Annotated in this window: 18 protein-coding genes; 14 read left to right on the top strand and 4 right to left on the bottom strand. The window is 73.0% G+C overall.

Annotated elements, in window-relative coordinates:
• Window positions 1-51: 51 nt before the first annotated feature.
• Window positions 52-1611: an amidohydrolase gene (locus ABD371_RS21750; RefSeq protein WP_344479339.1), complete on the top strand. Its 1560-nt coding sequence runs from the start codon at window positions 52-54 to the stop codon at window positions 1609-1611.
• A gap of 37 nt (window positions 1612-1648) precedes the next feature.
• Here ABD371_RS21750 and ABD371_RS21755 read toward each other — a convergent pair whose 3' ends face one another.
• Window positions 1649-2083, bottom strand: a complete 435-nt coding sequence (locus tag ABD371_RS21755; RefSeq protein ID WP_344479341.1) for an ATP-binding protein — start codon at window positions 2081-2083, stop codon at window positions 1649-1651.
• A 253-nt stretch (window positions 2084-2336) separates the two neighbouring features.
• On the opposite strand from ABD371_RS21755, the gene ABD371_RS21760 reads away from it, so the two are divergent.
• Window positions 2337-2615 carry a DUF397 domain-containing protein gene (locus tag ABD371_RS21760; RefSeq protein WP_190122925.1) on the top strand — a complete coding sequence of 93 codons (279 nt, stop codon included), beginning with the start codon at window positions 2337-2339 and terminating at the stop codon, window positions 2613-2615.
• Between the two features lie 74 nt (window positions 2616-2689).
• Entirely contained in the window at window positions 2690-3592 is a 903-nt protein-coding gene (locus tag ABD371_RS21765) for a helix-turn-helix domain-containing protein (RefSeq protein ID WP_344479343.1), read from the top strand.
• Between the two features lie 70 nt (window positions 3593-3662).
• On the opposite strand, the gene ABD371_RS21770 is transcribed toward ABD371_RS21765, so the two are convergent.
• Window positions 3663-4475: an SAM-dependent methyltransferase gene (locus ABD371_RS21770; RefSeq protein ID WP_344479345.1), complete on the bottom strand. Its 813-nt coding sequence runs from the start codon at window positions 4473-4475 to the stop codon at window positions 3663-3665.
• 348 nt (window positions 4476-4823) lie between these two features.
• On the opposite strand from ABD371_RS21770, the gene ABD371_RS21775 reads away from it, so the two are divergent.
• The 5 genes from ABD371_RS21775 (at window position 4824) to ABD371_RS21795 (ending at window position 10460) form a co-directional block, all read left to right on the top strand.
• Window positions 4824-5873, top strand: a complete 1050-nt coding sequence (locus ABD371_RS21775) for an iron-siderophore ABC transporter substrate-binding protein (protein WP_344479346.1) — start codon at window positions 4824-4826, stop codon at window positions 5871-5873.
• Window positions 5874-5898: 25 nt separating this feature from the next.
• The gene (locus ABD371_RS21780) at window positions 5899-6930 is read left to right on the top strand and encodes a FecCD family ABC transporter permease (protein ID WP_344479348.1); all 1032 of its coding nucleotides are present in this window, start codon (window positions 5899-5901) and stop codon (window positions 6928-6930) included.
• The gene (locus ABD371_RS21785; RefSeq protein WP_344479350.1) at window positions 6927-7988 is read left to right on the top strand and encodes a FecCD family ABC transporter permease; all 1062 of its coding nucleotides are present in this window, start codon (window positions 6927-6929) and stop codon (window positions 7986-7988) included. The genes ABD371_RS21780 and ABD371_RS21785 overlap by 4 nt, the downstream gene beginning before the upstream one ends.
• A 340-nt stretch (window positions 7989-8328) precedes the next feature.
• Entirely contained in the window at window positions 8329-9501 is a 1173-nt protein-coding gene (locus ABD371_RS21790) for a Cmx/CmrA family chloramphenicol efflux MFS transporter (protein WP_344479353.1), read from the top strand.
• Window positions 9502-9593: 92 nt separating this feature from the next.
• Entirely contained in the window at window positions 9594-10460 is an 867-nt protein-coding gene (locus ABD371_RS21795; protein ID WP_344479354.1) for an alpha/beta hydrolase family protein, read from the top strand.
• Between the two features lie 25 nt (window positions 10461-10485).
• On the opposite strand, the gene ABD371_RS21800 is transcribed toward ABD371_RS21795, so the two are convergent.
• Window positions 10486-11325 (bottom strand): nitroreductase/quinone reductase family protein, encoded by an 840-nt coding sequence (locus ABD371_RS21800; protein ID WP_344479357.1) that lies wholly within the window; start codon window positions 11323-11325, stop codon window positions 10486-10488.
• A gap of 599 nt (window positions 11326-11924) precedes the next feature.
• The gene (locus ABD371_RS21805) at window positions 11925-13118 is read right to left on the bottom strand and encodes a thiolase family protein (protein WP_344479359.1); all 1194 of its coding nucleotides are present in this window, start codon (window positions 13116-13118) and stop codon (window positions 11925-11927) included.
• 362 nt (window positions 13119-13480) lie between these two features.
• Between ABD371_RS21805 and ABD371_RS21810 the strand changes: the two genes are divergently transcribed.
• The 6 genes from ABD371_RS21810 to ABD371_RS21835 all read left to right on the top strand — a co-directional run bounded on the left by ABD371_RS21810 (window position 13481) and on the right by ABD371_RS21835 (window position 20018).
• The gene (locus ABD371_RS21810; protein WP_344479361.1) at window positions 13481-14092 is read left to right on the top strand and encodes a helix-turn-helix transcriptional regulator; all 612 of its coding nucleotides are present in this window, start codon (window positions 13481-13483) and stop codon (window positions 14090-14092) included.
• Between the two features lie 116 nt (window positions 14093-14208).
• The gene (locus tag ABD371_RS21815; RefSeq protein WP_344479363.1) at window positions 14209-15855 is read left to right on the top strand and encodes an ABC transporter substrate-binding protein; all 1647 of its coding nucleotides are present in this window, start codon (window positions 14209-14211) and stop codon (window positions 15853-15855) included.
• Window positions 15852-16799: an ABC transporter permease gene (locus ABD371_RS21820; protein ID WP_344479365.1), complete on the top strand. Its 948-nt coding sequence runs from the start codon at window positions 15852-15854 to the stop codon at window positions 16797-16799. Before ABD371_RS21815 ends, ABD371_RS21820 begins: the two co-directional genes overlap by 4 nt.
• On the top strand, window positions 16796-17656 hold the full coding sequence (locus tag ABD371_RS21825) for an ABC transporter permease (protein ID WP_344479367.1): 861 nt from the start codon (window positions 16796-16798) through the stop codon (window positions 17654-17656). Before ABD371_RS21820 ends, ABD371_RS21825 begins: the two co-directional genes overlap by 4 nt.
• Window positions 17653-19389 carry a dipeptide ABC transporter ATP-binding protein gene (locus ABD371_RS21830; protein WP_344479369.1) on the top strand — a complete coding sequence of 579 codons (1737 nt, stop codon included), beginning with the start codon at window positions 17653-17655 and terminating at the stop codon, window positions 19387-19389. The genes ABD371_RS21825 and ABD371_RS21830 overlap by 4 nt, the downstream gene beginning before the upstream one ends.
• Window positions 19371-20018, top strand: a complete 648-nt coding sequence (locus ABD371_RS21835) for a nitroreductase family protein (RefSeq protein WP_344479371.1) — start codon at window positions 19371-19373, stop codon at window positions 20016-20018. The genes ABD371_RS21830 and ABD371_RS21835 overlap by 19 nt, the downstream gene beginning before the upstream one ends.
• Window positions 20019-20084: the final 66 nt, after the last annotated feature.

Genomic DNA, 20084 nt, shown 5'->3' on the forward strand with positions numbered 1-20084 from the left:
CGAGCGGTCCGGCCCCGGGCCGTGCCCGGCCCTGTGCGAAGGGATGCGTCCGTGCTCTGCACCAGGATCGTCAACGCCGATGTCGTCACGATGGACCCCGCCCGTCCGCGCGCCCGGGAGCTGGGCATCTGGCGGGGGCTGATCGCGGGTCTCGACGAGGAGGTGTCGGCGCTGCCCGCCCGGCGGGTGCTCGACCTCGACGGCGCGACGGTGCTGCCGGGGTTCATCGACGGCCATGTGCATCTGATGTGGGCCGGGCTGAAGTCGCGCGCCCCGAGCGTCGCGCCGTCCAACCGGGCCGGGGACGTACTGGCCGTGGTGTCGGACGCCGTGGCCGCCGCCGCGCCCGGGGCCTGGGTGGATCTCTCCGGCTACGACCAGCGACCGCTCGGCCGTCATCTGACCGCCGCCGAGCTGGACACGGTCGGCCGGGGCCGCAAGGTGTTCCTCGCGCACATCTCCGGCCACGGATGCGTGGTGAACTCGGCGATCATGGATCTGCTGCCGGCCGGGATCCGTACGGAGGGCTTCCTCGCGGAGGAGTCGATGGGCAGGGCCCGCGCGCTGCGCCCGCCGCACTCGGCGGACGAGCTGGTACGGGCGGTGGAGGACGCGGCCCGGGTGTGCCGCTCCGAGGGGGTGACGGCCTGCGCCGAGGCGGGGGGCGGCAGCGCGCTGTTCGCCCACAGCCCGATCGAGGGCGCGGCCTTCCAGCTCGCCCACGACACGGGCAGGCTGCCGCTGCGGCTCCAGCTCATGGTGGCGGCGGACGCCCTCGCGCCGGTCACGGCCGCGCCCGGGGACACCACCTCGTACGCCATCGGGCTCGGCCTGCGCACGGGCTTCGGCTCCGGACGGCTGTCGCTCGGCGCGCTCAAGGTGTTCACGGACGGCGGCATGATGGCGCGGACGGCCGCGCTGAGCCGTCCCTACGAGGGGACGGACGACGCGGGCCGGCTCCAGCGGACCGCCCGGCCGCTCCGGGACATCATCGTCGAGGGCCATCTCGCGGGATGGCAGCTCGCGGTGCACGCCATCGGCGACCGCGCGGTCGATCTGGCGCTGGACGCCCTGGAGCGGGCCCAGCGGATCCGGCCCCGGCCCGACGCCCGGCACCGGATCGAGCACGCGGGGCTCGTACGCCCGGACCAGCTGCCGCGCTTCGCCGCCGCGGGGGCCATCGCGGTCGTCCAGCCCGCCTTTCTGCGGCATTTCGGCGACGACTACGCGACGATCATGGGCGCGGAGCGGGCGCCCTGGCTCTACCGGGGCAGGGGTTTCCTCGACAGCGGCGTGCGGCTGGTGGGAAGTTCGGACCGGCCCGTGGCCGACGGGGCCCCGCTGCGGGCGATCCAGTTCATGGTGGAGCGGGCCTCGCTGTCGGGCCGGACGATCGGCCCCGCCGAGGGCATCACGGTCGAGGAGGCCCTGCGGGCGTACACGGTGGACGCGGCGTACGCCTGTCGCTGGGAGGAGAGCGCGGGGACCCTGACGGCGGGCAAGCGCGCGGATCTCGTGGTGCTGGGCGACGATCCCCGGCGGGTGAGCACCTCGCGCATCGGGGAGATCGAGGTCGTCCGCACCTTCCTGGAGGGAGAGGAATCCCACTGAGCGGGCCCGGGGTGCGCGGGTGAGGGGTCGGCTCGCGTCAGCGCTTCGACGCGGAGCGGGAGAGCATCGCCCAGACCGTCTTGCCCTTCGGCGGGGTCAGGGACCAGGACCAGCTCTCGCTCAGCGCGCTGATCAGCGCGAGCCCCCGGCCGCCGAGGGCACAGGACTCGGCCTCGCGCGGCAGCGGCGGACGGGAGCTGGGGTCGGCGACCGCGCAGACGACATCGTCCGGGTGGAGGAAGATGCCGAGCCAGAGCGGATAGTCGCCCTGGTCGGACCTCAGCGGGTCCAGCGCGTGCTGGACCGCGTTGGTGACCAGCTCGCTCACCACCAGCGCGGCATCGGGGACGAGGCCGGGCAGCGCCCACCGGTCGAGGGTGGCCGCGACGAAGCGGCGCGCCTGGGGGGCGTTGCGGAGGTTTCCGTCGAGGGCGCAGGCCGCGAAGCCGGCCGGGACAGGGCTGCGCCCCATCCCCCACAACGCCTCGCTCACCTCGGTCGATCCAAGCGGCCAGTCCGTGGGGGAACCCGAACGGCGGAGTTCCGCACCGCCCCTGACGCTCGTGCTCGATGAGGCCGACGCGTAGGTCGTCACTGGTCATGTCCCCCTGGAAGATGCGGACTTCAGCGCTGGGAGAGCCGCCGTGCGACGAGTATGGTCGACTCTCCCGTGAGAATGCAATTGCATCTGGGATTGCAGATGGGATTGCATTCACGGCAGTCTGATGGCGAACGATCACCCGTACGAAGAGCAAGGGGCCACTGAAGTGGAACGTTTCGTCAACGGCATGCGGGCAAGTGCGCTCTCCCCTGCGGCCTGGACAAAGAGCAGTCACAGCAACGCCACAGGAAACTGTGTGGAACTGGCCCAACTGCCCGATGGGAGCGTGGCCATGCGCAACTCGCGCGACCCGCAGGGACCGGCCCTGGTCTACACCCGGGACGAGATAGCCGCGTTTGTGGCCGGTGCACGAAGTGGCGACTTTGATTCCCTTATTGGCTGAAAAGCATTTCAGGGCCGTCGAGTCCGTGCCCGCGGCGGATCCGTGGTGGATACTGACATCTTCCGAGTGTCCGCATGGCAGCAACCGACCCGAGCGAGTCGTTGTTCCTCCGGCCCTTGGGGGCGGTGGAGCAGAACCCGACGGCCCTGAAGCTGATCCTCGGCGGCAAGCTGCGCGAACTGCGCCTCGCCGCCGGTCTGGACCCCGCCGACGTCGACGACCGGCTGGGGTTCTCCCGCTCGAAGACCAGCCGGATCGAGCTGGGCCGCCACGGCTGCAAGCGCGCCGACGCCCTGGCACTGCTGGAGCTGTACGGGGTGGACAGCGAGGACCGCGTCGAGGAGTTCCTGCGGCTGGTGGACCAGTCCCGCCGGCCGGACTGGTGGCGCTCGTTCAGCGATGTGCTCTCCGACTTCTTCACACCGCTGGTGGCCCTGGAGAGCGCGGCGGAGCGCATCCGCGCCTATGAACCCTTCTACGTTCCGGGGCTGTTGCAGACCTCCGCGTACACCCGTGCGGTGATCCAGGCGGGCCCCGGGCAGCTGCTGCCGCACGATGTGATGCGCCGGGTCGAACTGCGCCAGGAGCGGCAGAGCCATCTCGACCAGCCGGACGCGCCATATCTGTGGGCGGTGATCGACGAGTCCGTGCTGATGCGGACGGTGGGCGGCCGGGAGGTCATGCGGGCCCAGCTCGAACATCTGGCGGCGCTGATCGAGCGCCCCCGGATCACGCTCCAGATCGCCCCGCTGGATGTGTCGGCCGCGGTCGGGCTCGGCACAGGAGTGACGTATCTGCGCTTCGCGCTGAGCGATCTGAAGGACGCCGCCTACATCGAGCATCTGACCGATTCGACGTTCACCCAGAAGCCGCAGATCGTGGAGCAGTACCGGAACATGCTCGACCGGCTCGGGGCGTGCGCCCTCACCCCGGCGGAGTCGCGCGAGGTGCTGCACCGGCGGCTCGGCGAGTACTGACACCGGAGACGGCCCGGGGCCCGCACACGGTTCGGTGTGCGGGCCCCGGGCCGTTCCTTCCAGGCCATGATCACCCCAGTCGGGCCACGCCGCCCCACTCGATCCACTCGTCGGTCTGCTGGACCGGCGCGAGATCATTGTCGGGCCGCCAGGTGGACACCTCGACCAGACCGGGCTCCAGGATCGTCAGGCCGGTGAAGTACTCGGTGACCTCGCGCTCCTCGCGCACCCTGCCCCAGTGGCCGCCGGTGGCCTCGGCCATGAAGTCGGTGACGAACTTGCGGATCTCCGGCCGCTCGCTGACCAGCTGGCACACCACGAGGAAGCTGCCCGGGGCCAGCCGCTCCGCGACCCGCTTGATCAGTCCGGCGGGGTCGCTCTCGTCCGGGATGCAGTGCAGTACGGAGACGAAGAGGGCGGCGACGGGCTTGTCGAAGTCGATGAGCCGGACGGTCTCCTCGTGGCCGAAGATCCCGTCGGTGTCGCGCATGTCGGCCTGGATGACGGCGGTGCGGTCGTTCTCGTCCAGCAGCGCGCGGCCGTGCGCCAGCACGATGGGGTCGTTGTCGACATAGACCACCCTGGAGGCGGGGTCGACGGCCTGGGCGACCTGGTGGACATTGTCCTGGGTGGGCAGGCCGGATCCGTGGTCGATGAACTGGCGTATGCCGTACTCGCTGGCCAGCAGCCGCACCACGCGCTGGAGGAAGCGGCGGTTGTTGACCGCCAGGACCTTGGTGCTGGGCACCTGTGTCAGCAGTTCCTCGCAGGCCACACGGTCGGACTCGTAGTTGTCGCTGCCCCCCAGGTAGTAGTCGTACATCCGCGCCACGCTGGGCACCGTCGTGTCGATGGCGTCCGGGCGCCACGACTCGTTCTGCATCCCGCACTCACCCGTTGTCTGTCGAGTAGATCGATAAGAGGAGCTGTAAGACGCCCATGCTAGGGAGAGGGCGGGTCCCGGCATAGGCCGGAAAAGAGAGAACAACCCCAACCGGCCTTCTTTTGAGCCATGTTCGAACAACCGCCGGGGGACGGGGGGCCGAGTGGATCCCGGCCGGGCCGCGCCCCTCCCCCGGGGGCGGTTGAACACCGGGACGGGTATAGCTTAGGCTTACCTAAGTCGATCAGTGCCGCAGCTATCTGCGTCCACACAGCTTAATTTGGGGCGAATGCCCTTTTTGCCTGGCTCAAGGTCGGCGACCTTGCACACCAATCTTGAGGAACGTCCATGCTCGGGTTCACTCGCGCGCGTCGCCGCGCGCTCGCCGTCGCGGCCACCGCCACCGCCGCCGTACTCACCGTCGGCGGCTGCTCCTCCTCCGACGAGGGCGACAAGAAGACGGACGGCGCGGCCGAGAAGAGCGGCGGGGCGTTCCCGGTCTCGATCAAGAGCGCGCTCGGCACCGCGAAGATCCCCGCGCAGCCCAAGCGGGTCGTCACCCTCGGCCAGGGCTCGGCCGAGACCGCGATCGCGCTCGGCCACACCCCGGTGGGCATCGAGAGCTACGAGTGGGGCGCCGACAAGACGGGCTACCTCCCGTGGATCCACGAGGCCGTGACCAAGAAGGGCGAGAAGCTCCCCAAGCAGTTCGCCGGCGGTGAGGAGATCGACGCCGAGGCCATCATGGAGCTGGACCCCGATCTGATCCTGGCCCCCTGGTCCGGCATCACGCAGAAGCAGTACGACGTCCTGAAGGACATCGCCCCGACGGTGGCGTACCCGGACCTGCCGTGGAGCACCAACTGGGACCAGCAGATCGAGATCGTCTCCAAGGCGCTCGGCAAGGCGGACCAGGCCCCGAAGCTGATCGCCGACATCGAGAAGCAGCTCAGCGAGGCCGGCGAGACCCGCCCCAAGTACAAGGACCTGAAGTTCTCGTACATCTACAACACCGGCCCCGGCACCCTCGGCGTGTTCAAGCCCGAGGAGCAGCGGGTCAAGATGGTCTCCTCCCTCGGCCTGACCGTCGACCCGGTGGTGAACGGCTTCAAGGAGACCGAGGGCACCGACTCGGCGCTCATCGGTCTGGAGAACGCCGGGAAGCTCAAGGACAGCGACCTGATCTTCACGTTCTACAGTGACGAGAAGAACCGCGCGGAGATCGAGAAGCAGCCGCTGTACGCGAGCATCCCCGCGGTCAAGAAGGGCGCCGTCGTCGTCGGCGACACCCAGTCCTTCGTGACGGCCTCCTCGATCATCAACCCGCTCACCGTGCCGTGGACGATCGACCGGTACCTGCCGCTGATCGACAAGGCCGTCGCCGCCGCCGGCAAGTAACCGGGGAACGGGACGCGACAGCCAGATGGCAACCGTCACACACGTACCGCCGGGCAGTGCCTCCCACCGGGGCACTGCCCGGCGGGTGTTCGCCATGGTCGCCGGTCTCGCCGTGCTGGTGCTCGCGGTCGCCGCGAGCGTGATGTTCGGCAGTTCGACCACCTCGATCGGCGATGTGGCCGATGTGCTCTCCGGCACCGCCGACGCGGAGATCACCACCATTGTGGAGAGCCGGTACCCCCGGACCGCGCTCGGCGTGCTGGCCGGGCTCTGTCTGGCGGTCGCGGGCACGCTGATGCAGGGCGTGACCCGTAACCATCTCGCCGAACCGGGACTGCTGGGCATCAACGCGGGAGCCTCCGCGAGCATCGTCACCGCGACGGCCTTCTGGGGCGCGACCGGCAGTACGGCCGCCATGTGGTGGGCGCTGCCGGGGGCGCTGGTCGCCGGAGTCGCCGTCCAGGTCATCGGGTCCTCGGGGGCGGGCAGGAGCCAGGTCAGACTGGTCCTCGCGGGGGCGGTGCTGTCCGCCGTGCTCATGGCGTACATCCAGGCGGTGACCCTCACCAAGCCGCAGGTCTTCGACAGCTACCGCTACTGGGTGGTCGGCGCGCTCGGCGGCCGGGACTTCGACGTCCTGCTGTCGATGCTGCCCTTCGCGGGCGCGGGCCTCCTGCTCGCGCTGCTGCTGGGGCACAGTCTCAACGCGCTCGCCCTCGGCGACGCGACGGCGGCCTCGCTCGGGGCGAACCCCTGGGCGGTGCGGGCGGGCGGGCTCTTCGCCGCCACGCTGCTCAGCGCCGCCGCCACGGCGGCCGTCGGCCCGATCGCCTTCGTCGGGCTGGCCGTTCCGCACATCGTGCGGGCGGTCGTCGGAGCCGACTTCCGCCGGCAGATCGTGTTCTCGGCGGTCGCGGGCCCCTCGCTGATGCTCGCGGCGGATGTCGTGGGCCGGGTGGTGATGCGCCCGCAGGAGCTGATGGTCGGGATCGTGACCGCGTTCGTCGGAGCGCCCGCGCTGCTGATCGCCGTACGCAGGATGAGGGGGAACGCATGACCTCGACCCAGGCGGGCAGGGCTGGCGGGCCGAGGGGCTTTCTCGTCCTCGGGCGTGCCGTCGCCGTCCCGGTCCGGCGGGTGTCCGTGTTCACCGCGCTGGCGCTGCTGGCCCTGCTCGTGGCCGGCTCCGTCGCCACGCTGTCGCTGGGGCGGCTGGGCATCCCGGTCGCCGAGCTGGGCGAGGCGCTGACCGGCGGGGCGGAGGGGAAGAACGCGTTCGTGCTGGAGCGGCTGCGCGGCCCCCGGCTGGTGGTGGCCATGGGCACCGGATGCGCCCTCGGGCTCTCGGGAGCGCTGTTCCAGTCCGCCACCCGCAATCCGCTGGGCAGCCCGGATGTGATCGGCCTCGGCGCGGGGGCGGGCGCGGGAGCCGCGCTCGCCGCGCTGATGTTCCCCGGCACGGTGAGCGTGCCGCTCGGCGCGCTGATCGGCGGGGTGCTCGCGATGGCGCTGGTCTACGTCTCCACCGGCACCGGGTTTCGCAACCCGGCCCGGCTGGTGGTCGCCGGCATCGGTGTGGCGGCGATCTGCGCGGCGGTGACGCAGTACGTGGTGTACGCGATGAAGCGCGACAGCGCCGCCGAGCTGACCGCCTATGTCAACGGCAGTCTGGACTCGCGGTCCTGGGAGGACGCGACCACCATCGGGCTGGTCCTGCTGGTCGTCGTGCCGTTCACCGCGCTGGTCGCCCGGCGGCTGAGCGCCGGCGAGATGGGCGACGACATCTCCCAGGGGCTCGGCGCGGACCCGAGGCGCACCAAGACGTACGCCGTCGTCCTCGCCATCGTGCTGTCGGCGGGGGCCGTGAGCGTGGCGGGGCCGATCGCGTTCATCGCGCTCACCGCGCCGCAGATCGCCAAGCGGATCACCCGGGGGTCCGGGCCGCATCTGCTGCTGGCCTCGCTGACCGGCGCGCTGCTCATGGTGGCGGCCGATCTCTGTGCGCAGCAGCTGCCGCTCTTCGACGATCTGCCCGTCGGCATCTACACGATGGCGATCGGCGGCGCCTATCTCGGCTATCTGCTGACCCGGGAGCGGCGCAAGGGAGCGCTCTGAGTCGTGGCTCGGTCCCGAGGGGCCGTTCGCGGAGGGTGTCGTCCCTCCGCGAACGGCCCCTCGGTGGTTCCCGGTGCTTCTCGGGTGCTTCCCGGCGGAGAAGCCGGGAAATCGTGTGGACAGCGCCGAGCGGGCCCGGTTAGCCTGCGGCCATGTCCAGCCCCGAAGCCTCCAGACTGGGGCCACCGGCCGTCCGGTGGCTTCCCGCGCTGTCGCGCTGACCTCCCGCGCCCGCCGATGTCTCCGGGCGTGCCGACGAGTGCCGCCGACTCCACGACGGGTGCCGCCCCACGGCTCACCGCTGCCCCGTCCGTCTTCGTAGTGGCTGTGGAGTCTCGCTGTGCCCTTTGTTCTGTATCTCCTCGGACTGGCGGTATTCGCCCAGGGGACGTCCGAGTTCATGCTGTCCGGCCTGGTCCCGGACATCGCCCGTGATCTGGGGGTGTCCATCCCCGCCGCGGCCTCGCTGACCTCGGCGTTCGCCGTGGGAATGATCGTCGGCGCGCCTTTGATGGCGGTGGTCGGCATGCGCCGGCCCCGGCGGCTCTCGCTGCTCGTCTTCCTGGTCGCCTTTCTGCTCGCCCATGTGGCCGGGGCGCTGACGTCCCATTACGGGGTGCTGCTGGCCACCCGGGTGGTGGCCGCGCTCGCCAACGCCGGGTTCCTGGCGGTGGCGCTGACCACCGCGACGGCGCTGGTCCCCGCGAACGCGAAGGGCCGGGCCACCTCGATCCTGCTCGGCGGCATCACCGTGGCGTGTGTCGCGGGGGTGCCCGCGGGGGCGCTGCTCGGGCAGTTGTGGGGGTGGCGTTCGGCGTTCTGGGCGGTGGCGCTGCTCTCCGCGCCCGCCGTCCTCGCGATCCTGAAGTGGGTTCCGGAGGGTACGGATTCGAGCACCGCCCCCGGTGTGCGCGGGCAGGCGCGGGCGCTGCTCGCCCCGCGCCCGGCGGTGTTCCTGCTGCTGTGCGCGCTGGTGAACGGGGCGACCTTCTGTGCCTTCACCTATCTCGCTCCGCTGCTCACCGAGGTCACCGGGGCCGGCCGGGCGCTGGTCCCGGCCGTGCTGGCGCTTTTCGGCCTGGGCTCGTTCATCGGGGTGACGGTGAGCGGCAGGTTCGCCGACACCCGGCCGGTACTGCTGCTGGTGACCGGCGGGGCGGCGCTGCTCGTCGGCTGGTCGGTGTTCGCTCTGTCGGCGGGGAGCCCGGTGGCGACGGCCGTGCTGGTACTGGTGCTGGGCGCGCTGTCGTTCGCGGTCGGCTCCACGCTGGTGTCGCAGGTATTCTACTCGGCGGCCGGGGCTCCGACGCTGGCCGGGGCGGCCGCCACCGCCGCGTTCAACGTCGGCGCGGCGCTGGGGCCGTGGCTCGGCGGGGTGGCGGCCGGGGCGGGGCCGGGATACCGGGGGCCGCTCTGGGTGAGCGCGCTACTGGTCGCCCTCGCGGTGGTGGTGGCTTCGGTCGCGGCCCTGGGGCGGGTCTTCGGTACGCCGCCGTCGGTGCGCCGGGCCTGAGCACCGGATGATCTCCCTTTAGCGGCAGGTGGGTTCGGGTCGGGGAGCGGATCGCGGGACGGGTGCGGAGGGTGCGCGCTAGCCTGTTTGGCATGTCCGAATCCGAGGTGTACGAGCTTCTCGACCACAGCCGGAGAGGCTGGGAATCGGACGGCCCTCGTCCGGTCCGTACCCATGTGTGGGAGCCGGCCGGGCGTCCCCCGAAACCTCCGGTGGCGCTGCTGTCGCACGGCACCGGAGGCAGCGCGCTCGATCTCGGCTGGCTCGCCGATGCGCTCGCCGGGGCGGGTTTCCTGGTGGCGGCCGTGGACCACCACGGCAATACGTCCACGGGCCGTTCGCTGCCCGAGGGGTTCGCCTTCGTCTGGGAGCGCCCGCGCGATCTCTCCTTCGTACTGGGGTGGCTGGAGCGGGAGCGGCCGATCGGCGCGGCGGGGGTGGCGGGCTTCTCCCTCGGCGGTTACAGCGCCGCCGCCCTGGTGGGCGCGCGGCTCTCGCCGGAGAAGGTCCGCGCCGTGCTCGACGGGGTGGTGCCGGCTCCGCCCCTGCCGGAGTTCCCCGGTCTCATCGACGCCCTGCGCTCCCGGGTGCCGCCCGACGAACTCCGGCGGCGGATCGAGGAGGCCGGTGCCACGGTCGCCGACCCCCGGATCCTCGCGGCGTTCCTCATCTCCCCCGCGATCGGGCAGCTGGTGGACGAGAGCAGCCTCACGGCGGTCGACCGCCCGGTCGCCATCCGCTGGGGCGGCGCCGACGACAACTCCCCGGGTTCGGAGAACGCGCTGCGGTACGGGAGAGGCATACCGGGGGCCGAGGTCAGCTGCCTCGGCGAGACCGTCGGGCACTACGAGTTCGCCGACGACATCGCGGGGGCGGGGCCCGTGCGTGCCCAGGTGGCCGCCGACGCGGTCGCCTTCCTCAACCGCAATCTGAAGCTCTCGGCCGCCGCCCGGCCTTGAGTGCCGGCCGGGCGGCGGCTCGGTGTCATCGGTCGAGCATCGGGATCAAGTGCTCTTCCTCGTAGGCGAGGTGGCGTTCCAGCTCGTCGCCGAGGCGTTCGACCTCGGCGAGAACGGTCGGCGCGTCGCTCTCCGGGCCGGCGGAGAGCGTCTGCCGCAACTCTTCGACCAGGGCGGCGATGGCCAGGTGTTCTTCTGTCAGCCGGGCGATGACCGGGGCGAGTTCGGGGTGGCGTTCGCCCATCATCGGGAACATCATCCGGTCCTCGCCGCTGTGGTGGTTGCCCAGCCCCTGGCAGACGGTGAGGCAGTTGACGCGCAGCTGGGCGCCCAGGACGCCGGGGCCGGAGGCGGCGATCTCCGCACGGATCAGGGCGAGTTCGCGGCGGAATCCGTCGTGGATCAGTTTGACGGCCGCGCCCGTCGAGGACGCTCCGGCCACCTGGGGCGGCCCGGGGATCTCCTGGAGGGCGACCACGGGGATGACGCGTGAGGTCTTCGCCTGGTACTCGGCCCAGCCGGGGTCGGCCTCGGCCGCGCGGGCGAAGGCGCGGTCGCGTTCCTCGCCGCGCAGGACGACGGCCTCCGCCTCGTAGGTGAAGACGCCGCTCTCGACGGTGACCCGGGGGTTGGCCACCAGATTGTGGTACCAGGCGGGATTCCGCGGTGCGCCGGCGGCGGAGGCGATGACGAGGACGCGTTCGCCGCCGTCGGGGAGACAGCCGACGGGGGTGGTGTGCGGGGTGCCCGTCCGCGCCCCGGTGGTGGTCAGCAGCAGCAGGCGGGCTCCCTCGAAGGGGCCGCCGACCTGTCCTGCGTTGGCGCGGAATTCGTCGATGACCGACTGGTTGAAATCGTTGGGCATTCTCTTCTTTCGGGTAGGGGGCGGCTGCCGGAAGGGCGGGGCCGCTTACGGTCGGCGGGCATGCCGAGGAGCCGCGTGTCGGGGGCGCGGCACGGCCCGGCGGGGGCGCGCACCGGCCTCGATGCGGTACGGGTGCCAGGGCCTGTCGTTTGGATCAGGCTGGATCAGTGAGCGGGGTCTGGTGCCGTGCATCTCCCCCGCAGCCTCCGGCGCGGGCGGTGCCCCCAGGCGGAGGATTGAGCCCCTGCGGTGGGGGCACCTCCCGGGCCGAAGGCCCAGGGGGAGTGCGGCACCAGGGCTCGCGAGCCCAGCATGATCCAAACGACAGGCCCCAGGGGAGGGGGTGACGAGGGAGCGCCTGGCGTCGACGGAGCGACACCCCGGCCCGATGGGGCCGTGGCGGGGCGCGACAGGAGCGAAGCACGTCGCGGAAGGTGAGGAGATACAGAGGGGGCGGGGCTCTCACCCGCCTCGGATTCACTCCGAGGCCGGGAACCCAACTCGATTCTGGCCCAAGGCCGACCCGGCAGTCACAGTGCGGGATCCTATCCACACGAACAGCCGTACGGCAATCCCCTTTCCCGGGCGGGGCGCTCGTGTCAGGGGGCTTCGAGGACGAGGGCGAGCCCCTGGCCGACGCCGATGCACAGGGCCGCGACTCCGGTGCCGGAGCCGGCGGCGGCGAGCTGGTGGGCGACGGCTCCGGTGATCCGGGCCCCGGACGCGCCGAGGGGGTGGCCGAGGGCGATCGCGCCGCCCCGGGGGTTGACGAGGGCGGGATCGAGATCCCGCCACTCGCCCAGGCAGGCGAGGGCCTGGGCCGCGAACGCCTCGTTCAGTTCGAGGGTGCGCACCTCGCCGAAGCCGCGGCCGGCCTTCTTCAGGGCCCGCCGGACCGCTTCCACCGGGCCCGCGCCGAAGAGCTGGGGTTCGATGCCGGTGACGGCGGTCGCCCCGACGCGGGCGAGCGGCGGGCGGCCGGTGGCGCGGAGTCCGTCCTCGTCGGTGAGGAGGAGGGCCGCCGCGCCGTCGCTCAGCGGTGAGGAGTTGCCCGCGGTGACGGTGCCGTCGGTGCGGAAGGCGGGTTTGAGGGCGGCGAGCGCCTCGGCGGAGGTGGTGTCGCGGATGGATTCGTCGCGGTCGAGCGCGATGCCGTCGAGGGGGGCCACCTCGGTGTCGTACCGTCCGTCCGCCCAGGCGCGGGCGGCCTTGCGGTGGCTGTCGAGGGCGAAGGCGTCCTGGGCCTCGCGGCCGATGCCGTACCGGTCGGCGACGAGCTCCGCGCCTTCGCCGAGCGCGATCGTCCACTCCTTCGGCATCCGGGGGTTGGTCATCCGCCAGCCGAGGGTGGTGGAGTACATCTGCTGGTGGCCGGCGGGGAGGGCGCGTTCGGGCTTGGGCACCACCCAGGGCGCGCGGCTCATGGATTCGACGCCGCCCGCGACGGCGACGGAGGCGTCGCCGACGGCGATGGCCCGGGCGGCCTGGACGACCGCCTCCATCCCGGAGCCGCAGAGCCGGTTGACGGTCGCGCCGGGGACGCTCACCGGGATCCCGGCGAGCAGCAGGGCCATCCGGGCCACATTGCGGTTCTCCTCCCCCGCGCCGTTGGCGTTGCCGAGGAGGACGTCGTCGATACGGGCCGGATCGAGTTCCGGCGTACGGCGGAGGAGGGCGGTGAGGACATGGGCCGCGAGGTCGTCGGGGCGCACTCCGGAGAGCGCACCGCCGTATCTGCCGACCGGGGTGCGTACGGCGTCCACGACATAGACGTCTCGGAGGCGGTCGGGCATGTCTCTCAGCTCCTCGCTGGGGGCGGCGGCGCGGACTGCCGTCCGGTCGCGGGTCCGTGCCGTCGGGTCCAGGTCCCCACCGTGTGAACAGTCGTTCACACGGGCGGTTCGAGTGTGCGTTTCGGCGGCCGGGCGTGTCAACGGGGGCCGCTGTCGGCGCGGTGCGCGCCGGGGCCTGCGGGAACGCCGGAGATGTGCAGAGCCGACACAATCACGCAACATTTAATCTAGCCAGAGATGATTGACCGACAGACATCTTTTCCGTACCGTCGTGCCCCATGTTGCACTTCGATTCACCGCCACGGGGGCGGAGTGCGATCCGTGTACTGGCCCCCGGCCGACCGTCGTTGCTCATCGCCGGCATGACGGCGCTACTTCAGGAGGACCCGGAGTTCACCATCGTCAACGGCCGCCCGGCCGGCGGCGTCCCGGACCGCCCCGGCCCTCCCGATGTGGTCCTGATCGAGGATCTGACCGGCGTCACCGTCGCCGAGGCAGTCGCCCCCGCCCTGCGGTTCCCCGGGGAGACCCGCGCCACCCGGGCCGTCGTCGTCCTGAAGGGCAGCGGCACCGACCGGGTCTTCGGCTATCTCCGCTCCGGCGTCCGCTCCTTCGTCTGCGTCGACGCCGCGCCGGAGGTCCTGCCGGCCGCGGTGCGGGCCACCGCGCGGGGCGAGGCGTTCCTGAACGACGACACGGCCCGCCGGATCATCGACGTCGCGCTGCCCCACGGACCCGGGGACGTGTCCCCGCGCACCGCGCCCACCACCCCGCTCACCCTCCGCGAGCAGGAGGTCTTCGCCCTGCTCACCGCCGGCCGGTCGAACGCGGAGATCGCCGAGAGCTGCGGTCTGAGCAGCAAGACCGTCAAGTTCCATGTGTCGAACATCCTGCGCAAGCTCGGCATGCGCAATCGCATCCAGGCCGTCGTGCACGCGGCCCGGGCCACCGGCCGGGGCACGGCCGCCGCCTGACCGCCGTCCGCCCCGCACGGGAGCGGCGAGAGCGCCGCTCCCCCGCCGGGCCCCTCCCCCGCCGGGCCGTGCCCCGACGCCGTCTCCCGTCCCGCACCGCCTCCCTGGAGAAGCACATGCTCCCGCGCACAGCCGCCGCCGCAGTCACCGCCACCACCACAGCCCTGGCGATCGCGCTCACCGCCTGCGGCGGAGCCGAGGACCGGGGCGGCGCTTCGGCGACCCCGGTGCGCGGCGGGACCTTCACCTACGCCGCCGCCGTCGGCACCTCCTGCCTGGACCCGCACACCAGCCCGGGGGACATCACCGCCGTCGTCCAGCGCAATGTGTTCGACTCCCTGGTCCACCTCGACGACCAGGGCCGCTTCCACCCCTGGCTCGCCACCTCCTGGAAGATCTCCGACGACGCGCGCAGCTACACCTTCGAACTCCGCGAAGACGTCACCTTCCACGACGGCACCCCGTTCGACGCCGCGGCCCTCAGGGCCAATCTGGAGCACATCAGGGCCCCGGCCACCAAGTCGCTGTACGCCGCCGCCCTGCTCGGCCCGTACCGGGACAGCGAGATCCTCGGCGAGCACCGGATCCGGATCGACTTCACCGAGCCCAGCGTCCCCTTCCTCCAGGCGGCGAGCACCCCGTACCTGGGCATCGCCTCGCCCATCTCCCTCAGCCGCGACAAGGACCGGCTCTGCGCCGGGGGGAAGTACTCCGTGGGCAGCGGCCCGTTCCGCTCGGAGCGGTACGTCAAGAACGACCGGGCGGAGTTCGTCCGCAACGCCGACTACCGGTGGTCCCCCAAGGGCGCCGCCCACCAGGGGCCGCCGCTGGTGGACCGGCTCGTCGTCCGCTTCCTGCCCGAGGACTCCGTCCGCGCGGGCGCGCTGACCAGCGGTCAGGTGGACGCGGCGGCCGTGCCGATCACCTCCGCGCGGGCGGTGCAGCGCGACTCCTCGCTGAAACTGACCAAGCGGCAGGCCCCGGGGGCCGCATACGCCCTGTACCTCAACACCGGCCGGGGTCCGCTGCGCGACGAGCGGGTACGCCGGGCCCTCCAGCGCTCCGTCGACGTCGACGCCCTGATCCGCAGCGTCTACCGGGGCGAGTACGAGCGTGCCTGGAGCCCGCTCAGCCCGGCCACCCCCGGCGGGTACGACGACTCCATCGAGGGCGCGGTACGCCACGACCCCAAGGGGGCGGCCGACCTGCTCGACCGGGCGGGATGGACCGGGCGGGACGGCGAGGGCTACCGCACCAAGGACGGCGAGCGCCTCCGTCTGCGCTGGCCCTACATCGGAGCCCTGATCCGCGACCAGCGCGACGTCCTCGCGGAGGCCGTCCAGGCCGAGCTGAGGAAGAACGGCATCGATCTGGTGCGCGAAGCGGTCGAGACCGGCGCGTACTTCGAGCGGTACGGCACGGGCGACTACGACGTGTGGGACAACGCCTGGGTCCGCGCCGACCCGGCGATCCTCGCCGGTTTCTACCTCTCCACCCAGCGGCCCGCCAAGGGCGGCCAGAACGTCTCCGGCGCGAACGACCCCCGGGTCGACGCCTGGCTGCGGGCGGGCGCGGCCGAGAAGCGCCCGAAGGCCCGGGAGGCCTCGTACGCCAAGGTGGAGCGCTGGGCCGTCGACCGCGGCACCGTACTGCCGCTGTACGTGCCCGTCACCGCGATCGGCACCGGCGAGAAGGCCCGCGGGCTGACCTTCGACGCCAACGCCTGGCCGCAGTTCGCGGGCGTGTGGAAGACCGAGCGGTGAGCCGCCCGCTGCCGCCCGCCGCCCGCCGGCTGCTGCACCGCGCCACCGGGGCCGTACTGGTCCTGTGGGGCGCGGCGAGCCTGGCCTTCCTGGTGCTCCACCTCGCCCCCGGCGACCCGGTGACCACCCTGCTCGGCGCGTCGGCGACGGACTCCACCGCGCTGCGCGCGGAGATCCGGCGGGAGTACCGCCTCGACGATCCGGCGTCCGTCCAGTACGCCGCCTTCCTGGCCCGGCTCGCCACCGGTGAGCTGGGCGACTCCTACCAGCAGCGGCAGCCCGTCTCGGTGATCATCGGCGAACAGCTCGGCCACACCGCCGAACTCGCGCTCGGCGCGCTGGTGCTGCTGGTGGCCGGGGCGCTGCTGACGGCCACCCTCACCGCCGGGCGGGGCCGCCGGGTGCGCGGCCTCGCCTCGGGGGCCGAGCTGATCGCCGTCTCCACCCCCGCCTTCTGGCTCGGCATCGTGCTGCTGACCGTCTTCTCCTTCCGGCTGAACGTGTTCCCGGTGGCCGGGGCGGGCGACTGGCGGTCGCTGGTGCTGCCCGTCGTGACCCTCGCGGTGCCGTTCGGCTCCCTGCTCGCGCAGGTGCTCCGGGAGGGGATGGAGAGCGCGCTGCACCAGCCCTTCGCGCTCACCGCCCGCTCCCGGGGGCTGCGCCCGGCCGCCCTGCGGCTGCGCCACGCGCTGCGGCACGCCGCCGTGCCCGCCGTCACCCTGAGCGGCTGGCTGGCGGGCGGACTGCTGAGCGGGACGGTGCTGGTGGAGACCGTCTTCGCCAGGCCGGGCCTCGGCCGGGTGACGCTGGACGCCGTGTCCGGCCGGGACATCCCGGTGGTCGTCGGCCTGGTGCTGCTCTCCGCCGCCGTCTATCTCGTCGTCAACGCGCTGGCCGATCTGATCTGTCTGTGGGCCGATCCCCGGCTGAGGAGCCCCGGATGAGCGCCCACCCGGCCGGCGGGACCCGTACGGCACACGGACGGACGGCGGACGGGCCGGGAGCCGGGCTGCCGCTGGCGGTGGCCGTCCTGCTCGCCGCCGCGCTCGCCTGCGCCGCCCCCGGGCTGCTGGCGCACGCCTCGCCCACGGCGGCCGATCCGCTCGCCGCGCTGCTGCCGCCGGGCCCGGACCACTGGTTCGGCACCGACCAGCTGGGCCGCGACGTCTACGCGCGGGTGGTGCACGGCGCGCGCCACTCGCTGCTGCTGGGGATCGGCGCGACCGCGCTCGGCGTCCTCGCCGGGCTGTTGGTCGGGCTCCCGTCGGCGCTGCTGGGACGGGTCGCCGACCAGGTGGCCATGCGCGGCACGGACATCGCGCTGGCCCTGCCCGAGCTGCTGCTCGCGCTGCTGGTGATCGCGGTCGTCGGCCCCGGCCCCGGCAACGCGCTGCTGGCCGTCGCCGTCTCCTCGGCACCGGGGTACGCCCGGCTGGTCCGGGGTCAGGCGCGGCTGGTGCGCCGGGCGGAGTACATCACGGCGGCCACCGCGCTGGGGCTGCGCCGCCGGACGGTGGTGCTGCGGCACGTGGTGCCCAATACGCTCGGCCCGCTGGTCGTGCCCGCGACGCTCGGCGTCGGCACGGCGGTCGTCGCCGGATCGGCCCTCAGCTTCCTGGGCATCGGCCCCGAACCGCCCGCGCCCGAGTGGGGGTCGATGCTCTCCCAGGGCCGTGACGCGCTCCAGGACGCCTGGTGGATCGCCGTGTTCCCGGGCGCGGCGATCACCGTGTCGGTCGTCGCCGTCACCGTCGTCGGCCGCCGGCTGCATCTGCGGCTCGAAGGGAGGCGGGAGGCATGACCGCCACCGCGCGCGGCGCTTCGCCCGCCGAGGACCGTACGACAACGACGCCGCCGCCCGCCGCCGCGCTCGCGGTGCGCGGCCTCACCGTCGCCTTCGGCCGCGGCGCGCGCCGCCGTACGGTCGTCCACGAGGTGTCCCTGACCCTCGTCCCCGGGGAGTGCCTGGCCCTGGTGGGCGAGTCGGGCTCCGGGAAGAGCGTCACGGCGCGGGCGCTGGTGGGGCTCGCGGGACCCGGGGCGAGCGTGGAGACCCGGGAGCTGTGGGTCGACGGGCACGAGGCGGGCGGCTACCGGGAGCGGGACTGGCGGCGGGTGCGCGGCCGGTTCGCCGGTCTGGTCTCGCAGGACGCGCTGTCCGCGCTGGACCCGCTGCGCCGGGTGGGCGCGGAGGTCGTCGAACCGCTGCTGGCGCACGGGCTGGCCCGGCGGGCCGAGCTGCCGGGACGGGCCGCGCGGCTGCTCGCCGCCGCCGGGGTGCCGGAGCCGGAACTGCGGGCCCGGCAGTATCCCCACCAGCTCTCCGGCGGGCTGCGGCAGCGCGCCCTGATCGCCTCGGCGACGGCGGCGGGCCCCCGGGTGCTGATCGCCGACGAGCCCACCACCGCGCTCGATGTGACCGTCCAGGCCCAGGTGCTGGCGCTGCTGGAGGAGCTGCGGGACTCCGGTACCGCGCTGCTGCTGATCAGCCACGATCTCGCGGTGGTCGCCCGGCTGGCGGACCGGGTCGCGGTGATGACGGAGGGCCGGGTGGTGGAGTCGGGGCCGACCGCGCGGGTCCTGGGCGCTCCGGAACACCCGTACACCCGGACCCTGATCGCCTCGGTGCCGAGCCCGGACCTTCCCCCGGGCCTCCCCGCCGCAGACGGCCCGCCCGCGCCCGTCGAACCGGCCGTACCGCCGCTGCTGAGCGCCGAGAATCTGGTGAAGCGCTACCGCTCCCCCGACGGGAGCGAGCGGGCGGCCGTCGACGGCGTCGGATTCGCTCTCGCCCCGGGCGAGACGCTGGGCGTGGTGGGCGGGTCTGGCTCCGGGAAGAGCACGCTGGCACGGCTGGCGATGGGGCTGCTGACGCCCGACGAGGGCGAGGTGCTGCTCGACGGCGGGCCCTGGAGCGCGCTGGACGAGCGGCTGCGGCGACCGCTGCGCCGGGACGTCCAGCTGGTCCACCAGGATCCGCTGGCCGCCTTCGACCCCCGGTTCACCGTACGGCGGATCCTCGGCGAGGCGCTGGCGGTGGCCGGGACCGCCCGGGGGCTGCGGCGCGAGCGCTCGGCCGGACTGCTGGAGCAGGTCGGGCTGGACCCCGGGCTGCTGGAGCGGCGGCCGGCCCGGCTCTCGGGCGGGCAGCGGCAGCGGGTGGCGATCGCCCGTGCGCTGGCCGCCTCGCCGCGGCTGCTGGTCTGCGACGAACCGGTCTCGGCGCTCGATGTGACCGTGCAGGCCCAGGTGCTGGCGCTGCTGGCCCGGCTGCGGGCCGAACTGGGCCTGGCCATGATCTTCATCTCGCACGACCTGGCGGTGATACGGCAGGTCAGCGATCGGGTGCTGGTGATGCACGAGGGCCGGGTCGTCGAATCGGGCCCGGTCGCCGATGTGCTGGGCGCGCCCCGGCACCCGTACACCCGCCGGCTGCTGGCCTCGGTGCCGCGGCTGCCGGTGCCACCGTCGACGGCGGCGGGAACAGGCCCCGCCGCCCCGGGAACAGGAGATCCATGCCCCCGCTCGACCTGAGCGCCGACGAGGTGCTCACCACCACCCGTGCCGTGCGCAAACGACTCGATCTGACCCGCCCGGTGGAGCGCGGGCTGCTGGAGGAGTGTCTGGAGCTGGCCACCCAGGCTCCCACCGGCCGCAACCGGCAGCGCTGGGACTTCGTGCTGGTGACCGATCCGGGCAAGCGCGCCGCGCTCGCCGGTCTGTACCGGCTCGGGCTGGCCCGGCCCCGTCAGCGCGTGGTGCGCGACGGGATCAACCGGGGCGACCCGGTGCGCGGGGCGCGGATCACGGACAGCGCGCAGTACCTCTTCGACCATCTGCACGAGGTGCCGGTGCTGCTGATTCCCTGCATCGGGGTCCAGGGCCGGCACGAGAACGACTCGCACGTCGGACAGGCCAACACCTGGGGCTCGGTGCTGCCGGCCGTGTGGCAGTTCATGCTCGCCGCCCGGTCCCGGGGGCTCGGCACCGCGTGGACCACTCCCCATCTGCACTATGAGCGCGAGGCGGCGGAGCTGCTGGGCATCCCCTACGAGACGGTCCTCCAGACGGCGCTGATCCCGGTGGCCCACACGATCGGCACGGACTTCCGGCCCGGCCCCCGGGTGGGCGCGGAGCGGATCGCCCACTGGGACTCCTGGTAGCGGCGTCCGTCCGGGGTGGGGAGGTTGCCCATACTTCGATGATGTGCAAATCTACGAACCAGCTGA

The organism is Streptomyces amakusaensis (assembly GCF_039532665.1).
In the GTDB taxonomy this organism is placed as follows: domain Bacteria; phylum Actinomycetota; class Actinomycetes; order Streptomycetales; family Streptomycetaceae; genus Streptomyces; species Streptomyces amakusaensis.

Bases quoted from the DNA above. Each gene is read 5' to 3' on its own strand.
- ABD371_RS21755 (WP_344479341.1), bottom strand. From the start codon at position 2,083: ATGGGGCGCAGCCCTGTCCCGGCCGGCTTCGCGGCCTGCGCCCTCGAC.
- ABD371_RS21760 (WP_190122925.1), top strand. From the start codon at position 2,337: ATGGCGAACGATCACCCGTACGAAGAGCAAGGGGCCACTGAAGTGGAA.
- ABD371_RS21765 (WP_344479343.1), top strand. From the start codon at position 2,690: ATGGCAGCAACCGACCCGAGCGAGTCGTTGTTCCTCCGGCCCTTGGGG.
- ABD371_RS21770 (WP_344479345.1), bottom strand. From the start codon at position 4,475: ATGCAGAACGAGTCGTGGCGCCCGGACGCCATCGACACGACGGTGCCC.
- ABD371_RS21775 (WP_344479346.1), top strand. From the start codon at position 4,824: ATGCTCGGGTTCACTCGCGCGCGTCGCCGCGCGCTCGCCGTCGCGGCC.
- ABD371_RS21780 (WP_344479348.1), top strand. From the start codon at position 5,899: ATGGCAACCGTCACACACGTACCGCCGGGCAGTGCCTCCCACCGGGGC.
- ABD371_RS21785 (WP_344479350.1), top strand. From the start codon at position 6,927: ATGACCTCGACCCAGGCGGGCAGGGCTGGCGGGCCGAGGGGCTTTCTC.
- ABD371_RS21795 (WP_344479354.1), top strand. From the start codon at position 9,594: ATGTCCGAATCCGAGGTGTACGAGCTTCTCGACCACAGCCGGAGAGGC.
- ABD371_RS21800 (WP_344479357.1), bottom strand. From the start codon at position 11,325: ATGCCCAACGATTTCAACCAGTCGGTCATCGACGAATTCCGCGCCAAC.
- ABD371_RS21805 (WP_344479359.1), bottom strand. From the start codon at position 13,118: ATGCCCGACCGCCTCCGAGACGTCTATGTCGTGGACGCCGTACGCACC.
- ABD371_RS21810 (WP_344479361.1), top strand. From the start codon at position 13,481: ATGACGGCGCTACTTCAGGAGGACCCGGAGTTCACCATCGTCAACGGC.
- ABD371_RS21815 (WP_344479363.1), top strand. From the start codon at position 14,209: ATGCTCCCGCGCACAGCCGCCGCCGCAGTCACCGCCACCACCACAGCC.
- ABD371_RS21825 (WP_344479367.1), top strand. From the start codon at position 16,796: ATGAGCGCCCACCCGGCCGGCGGGACCCGTACGGCACACGGACGGACG.
- ABD371_RS21830 (WP_344479369.1), top strand. From the start codon at position 17,653: ATGACCGCCACCGCGCGCGGCGCTTCGCCCGCCGAGGACCGTACGACA.
- ABD371_RS21835 (WP_344479371.1), top strand. From the start codon at position 19,371: ATGCCCCCGCTCGACCTGAGCGCCGACGAGGTGCTCACCACCACCCGT.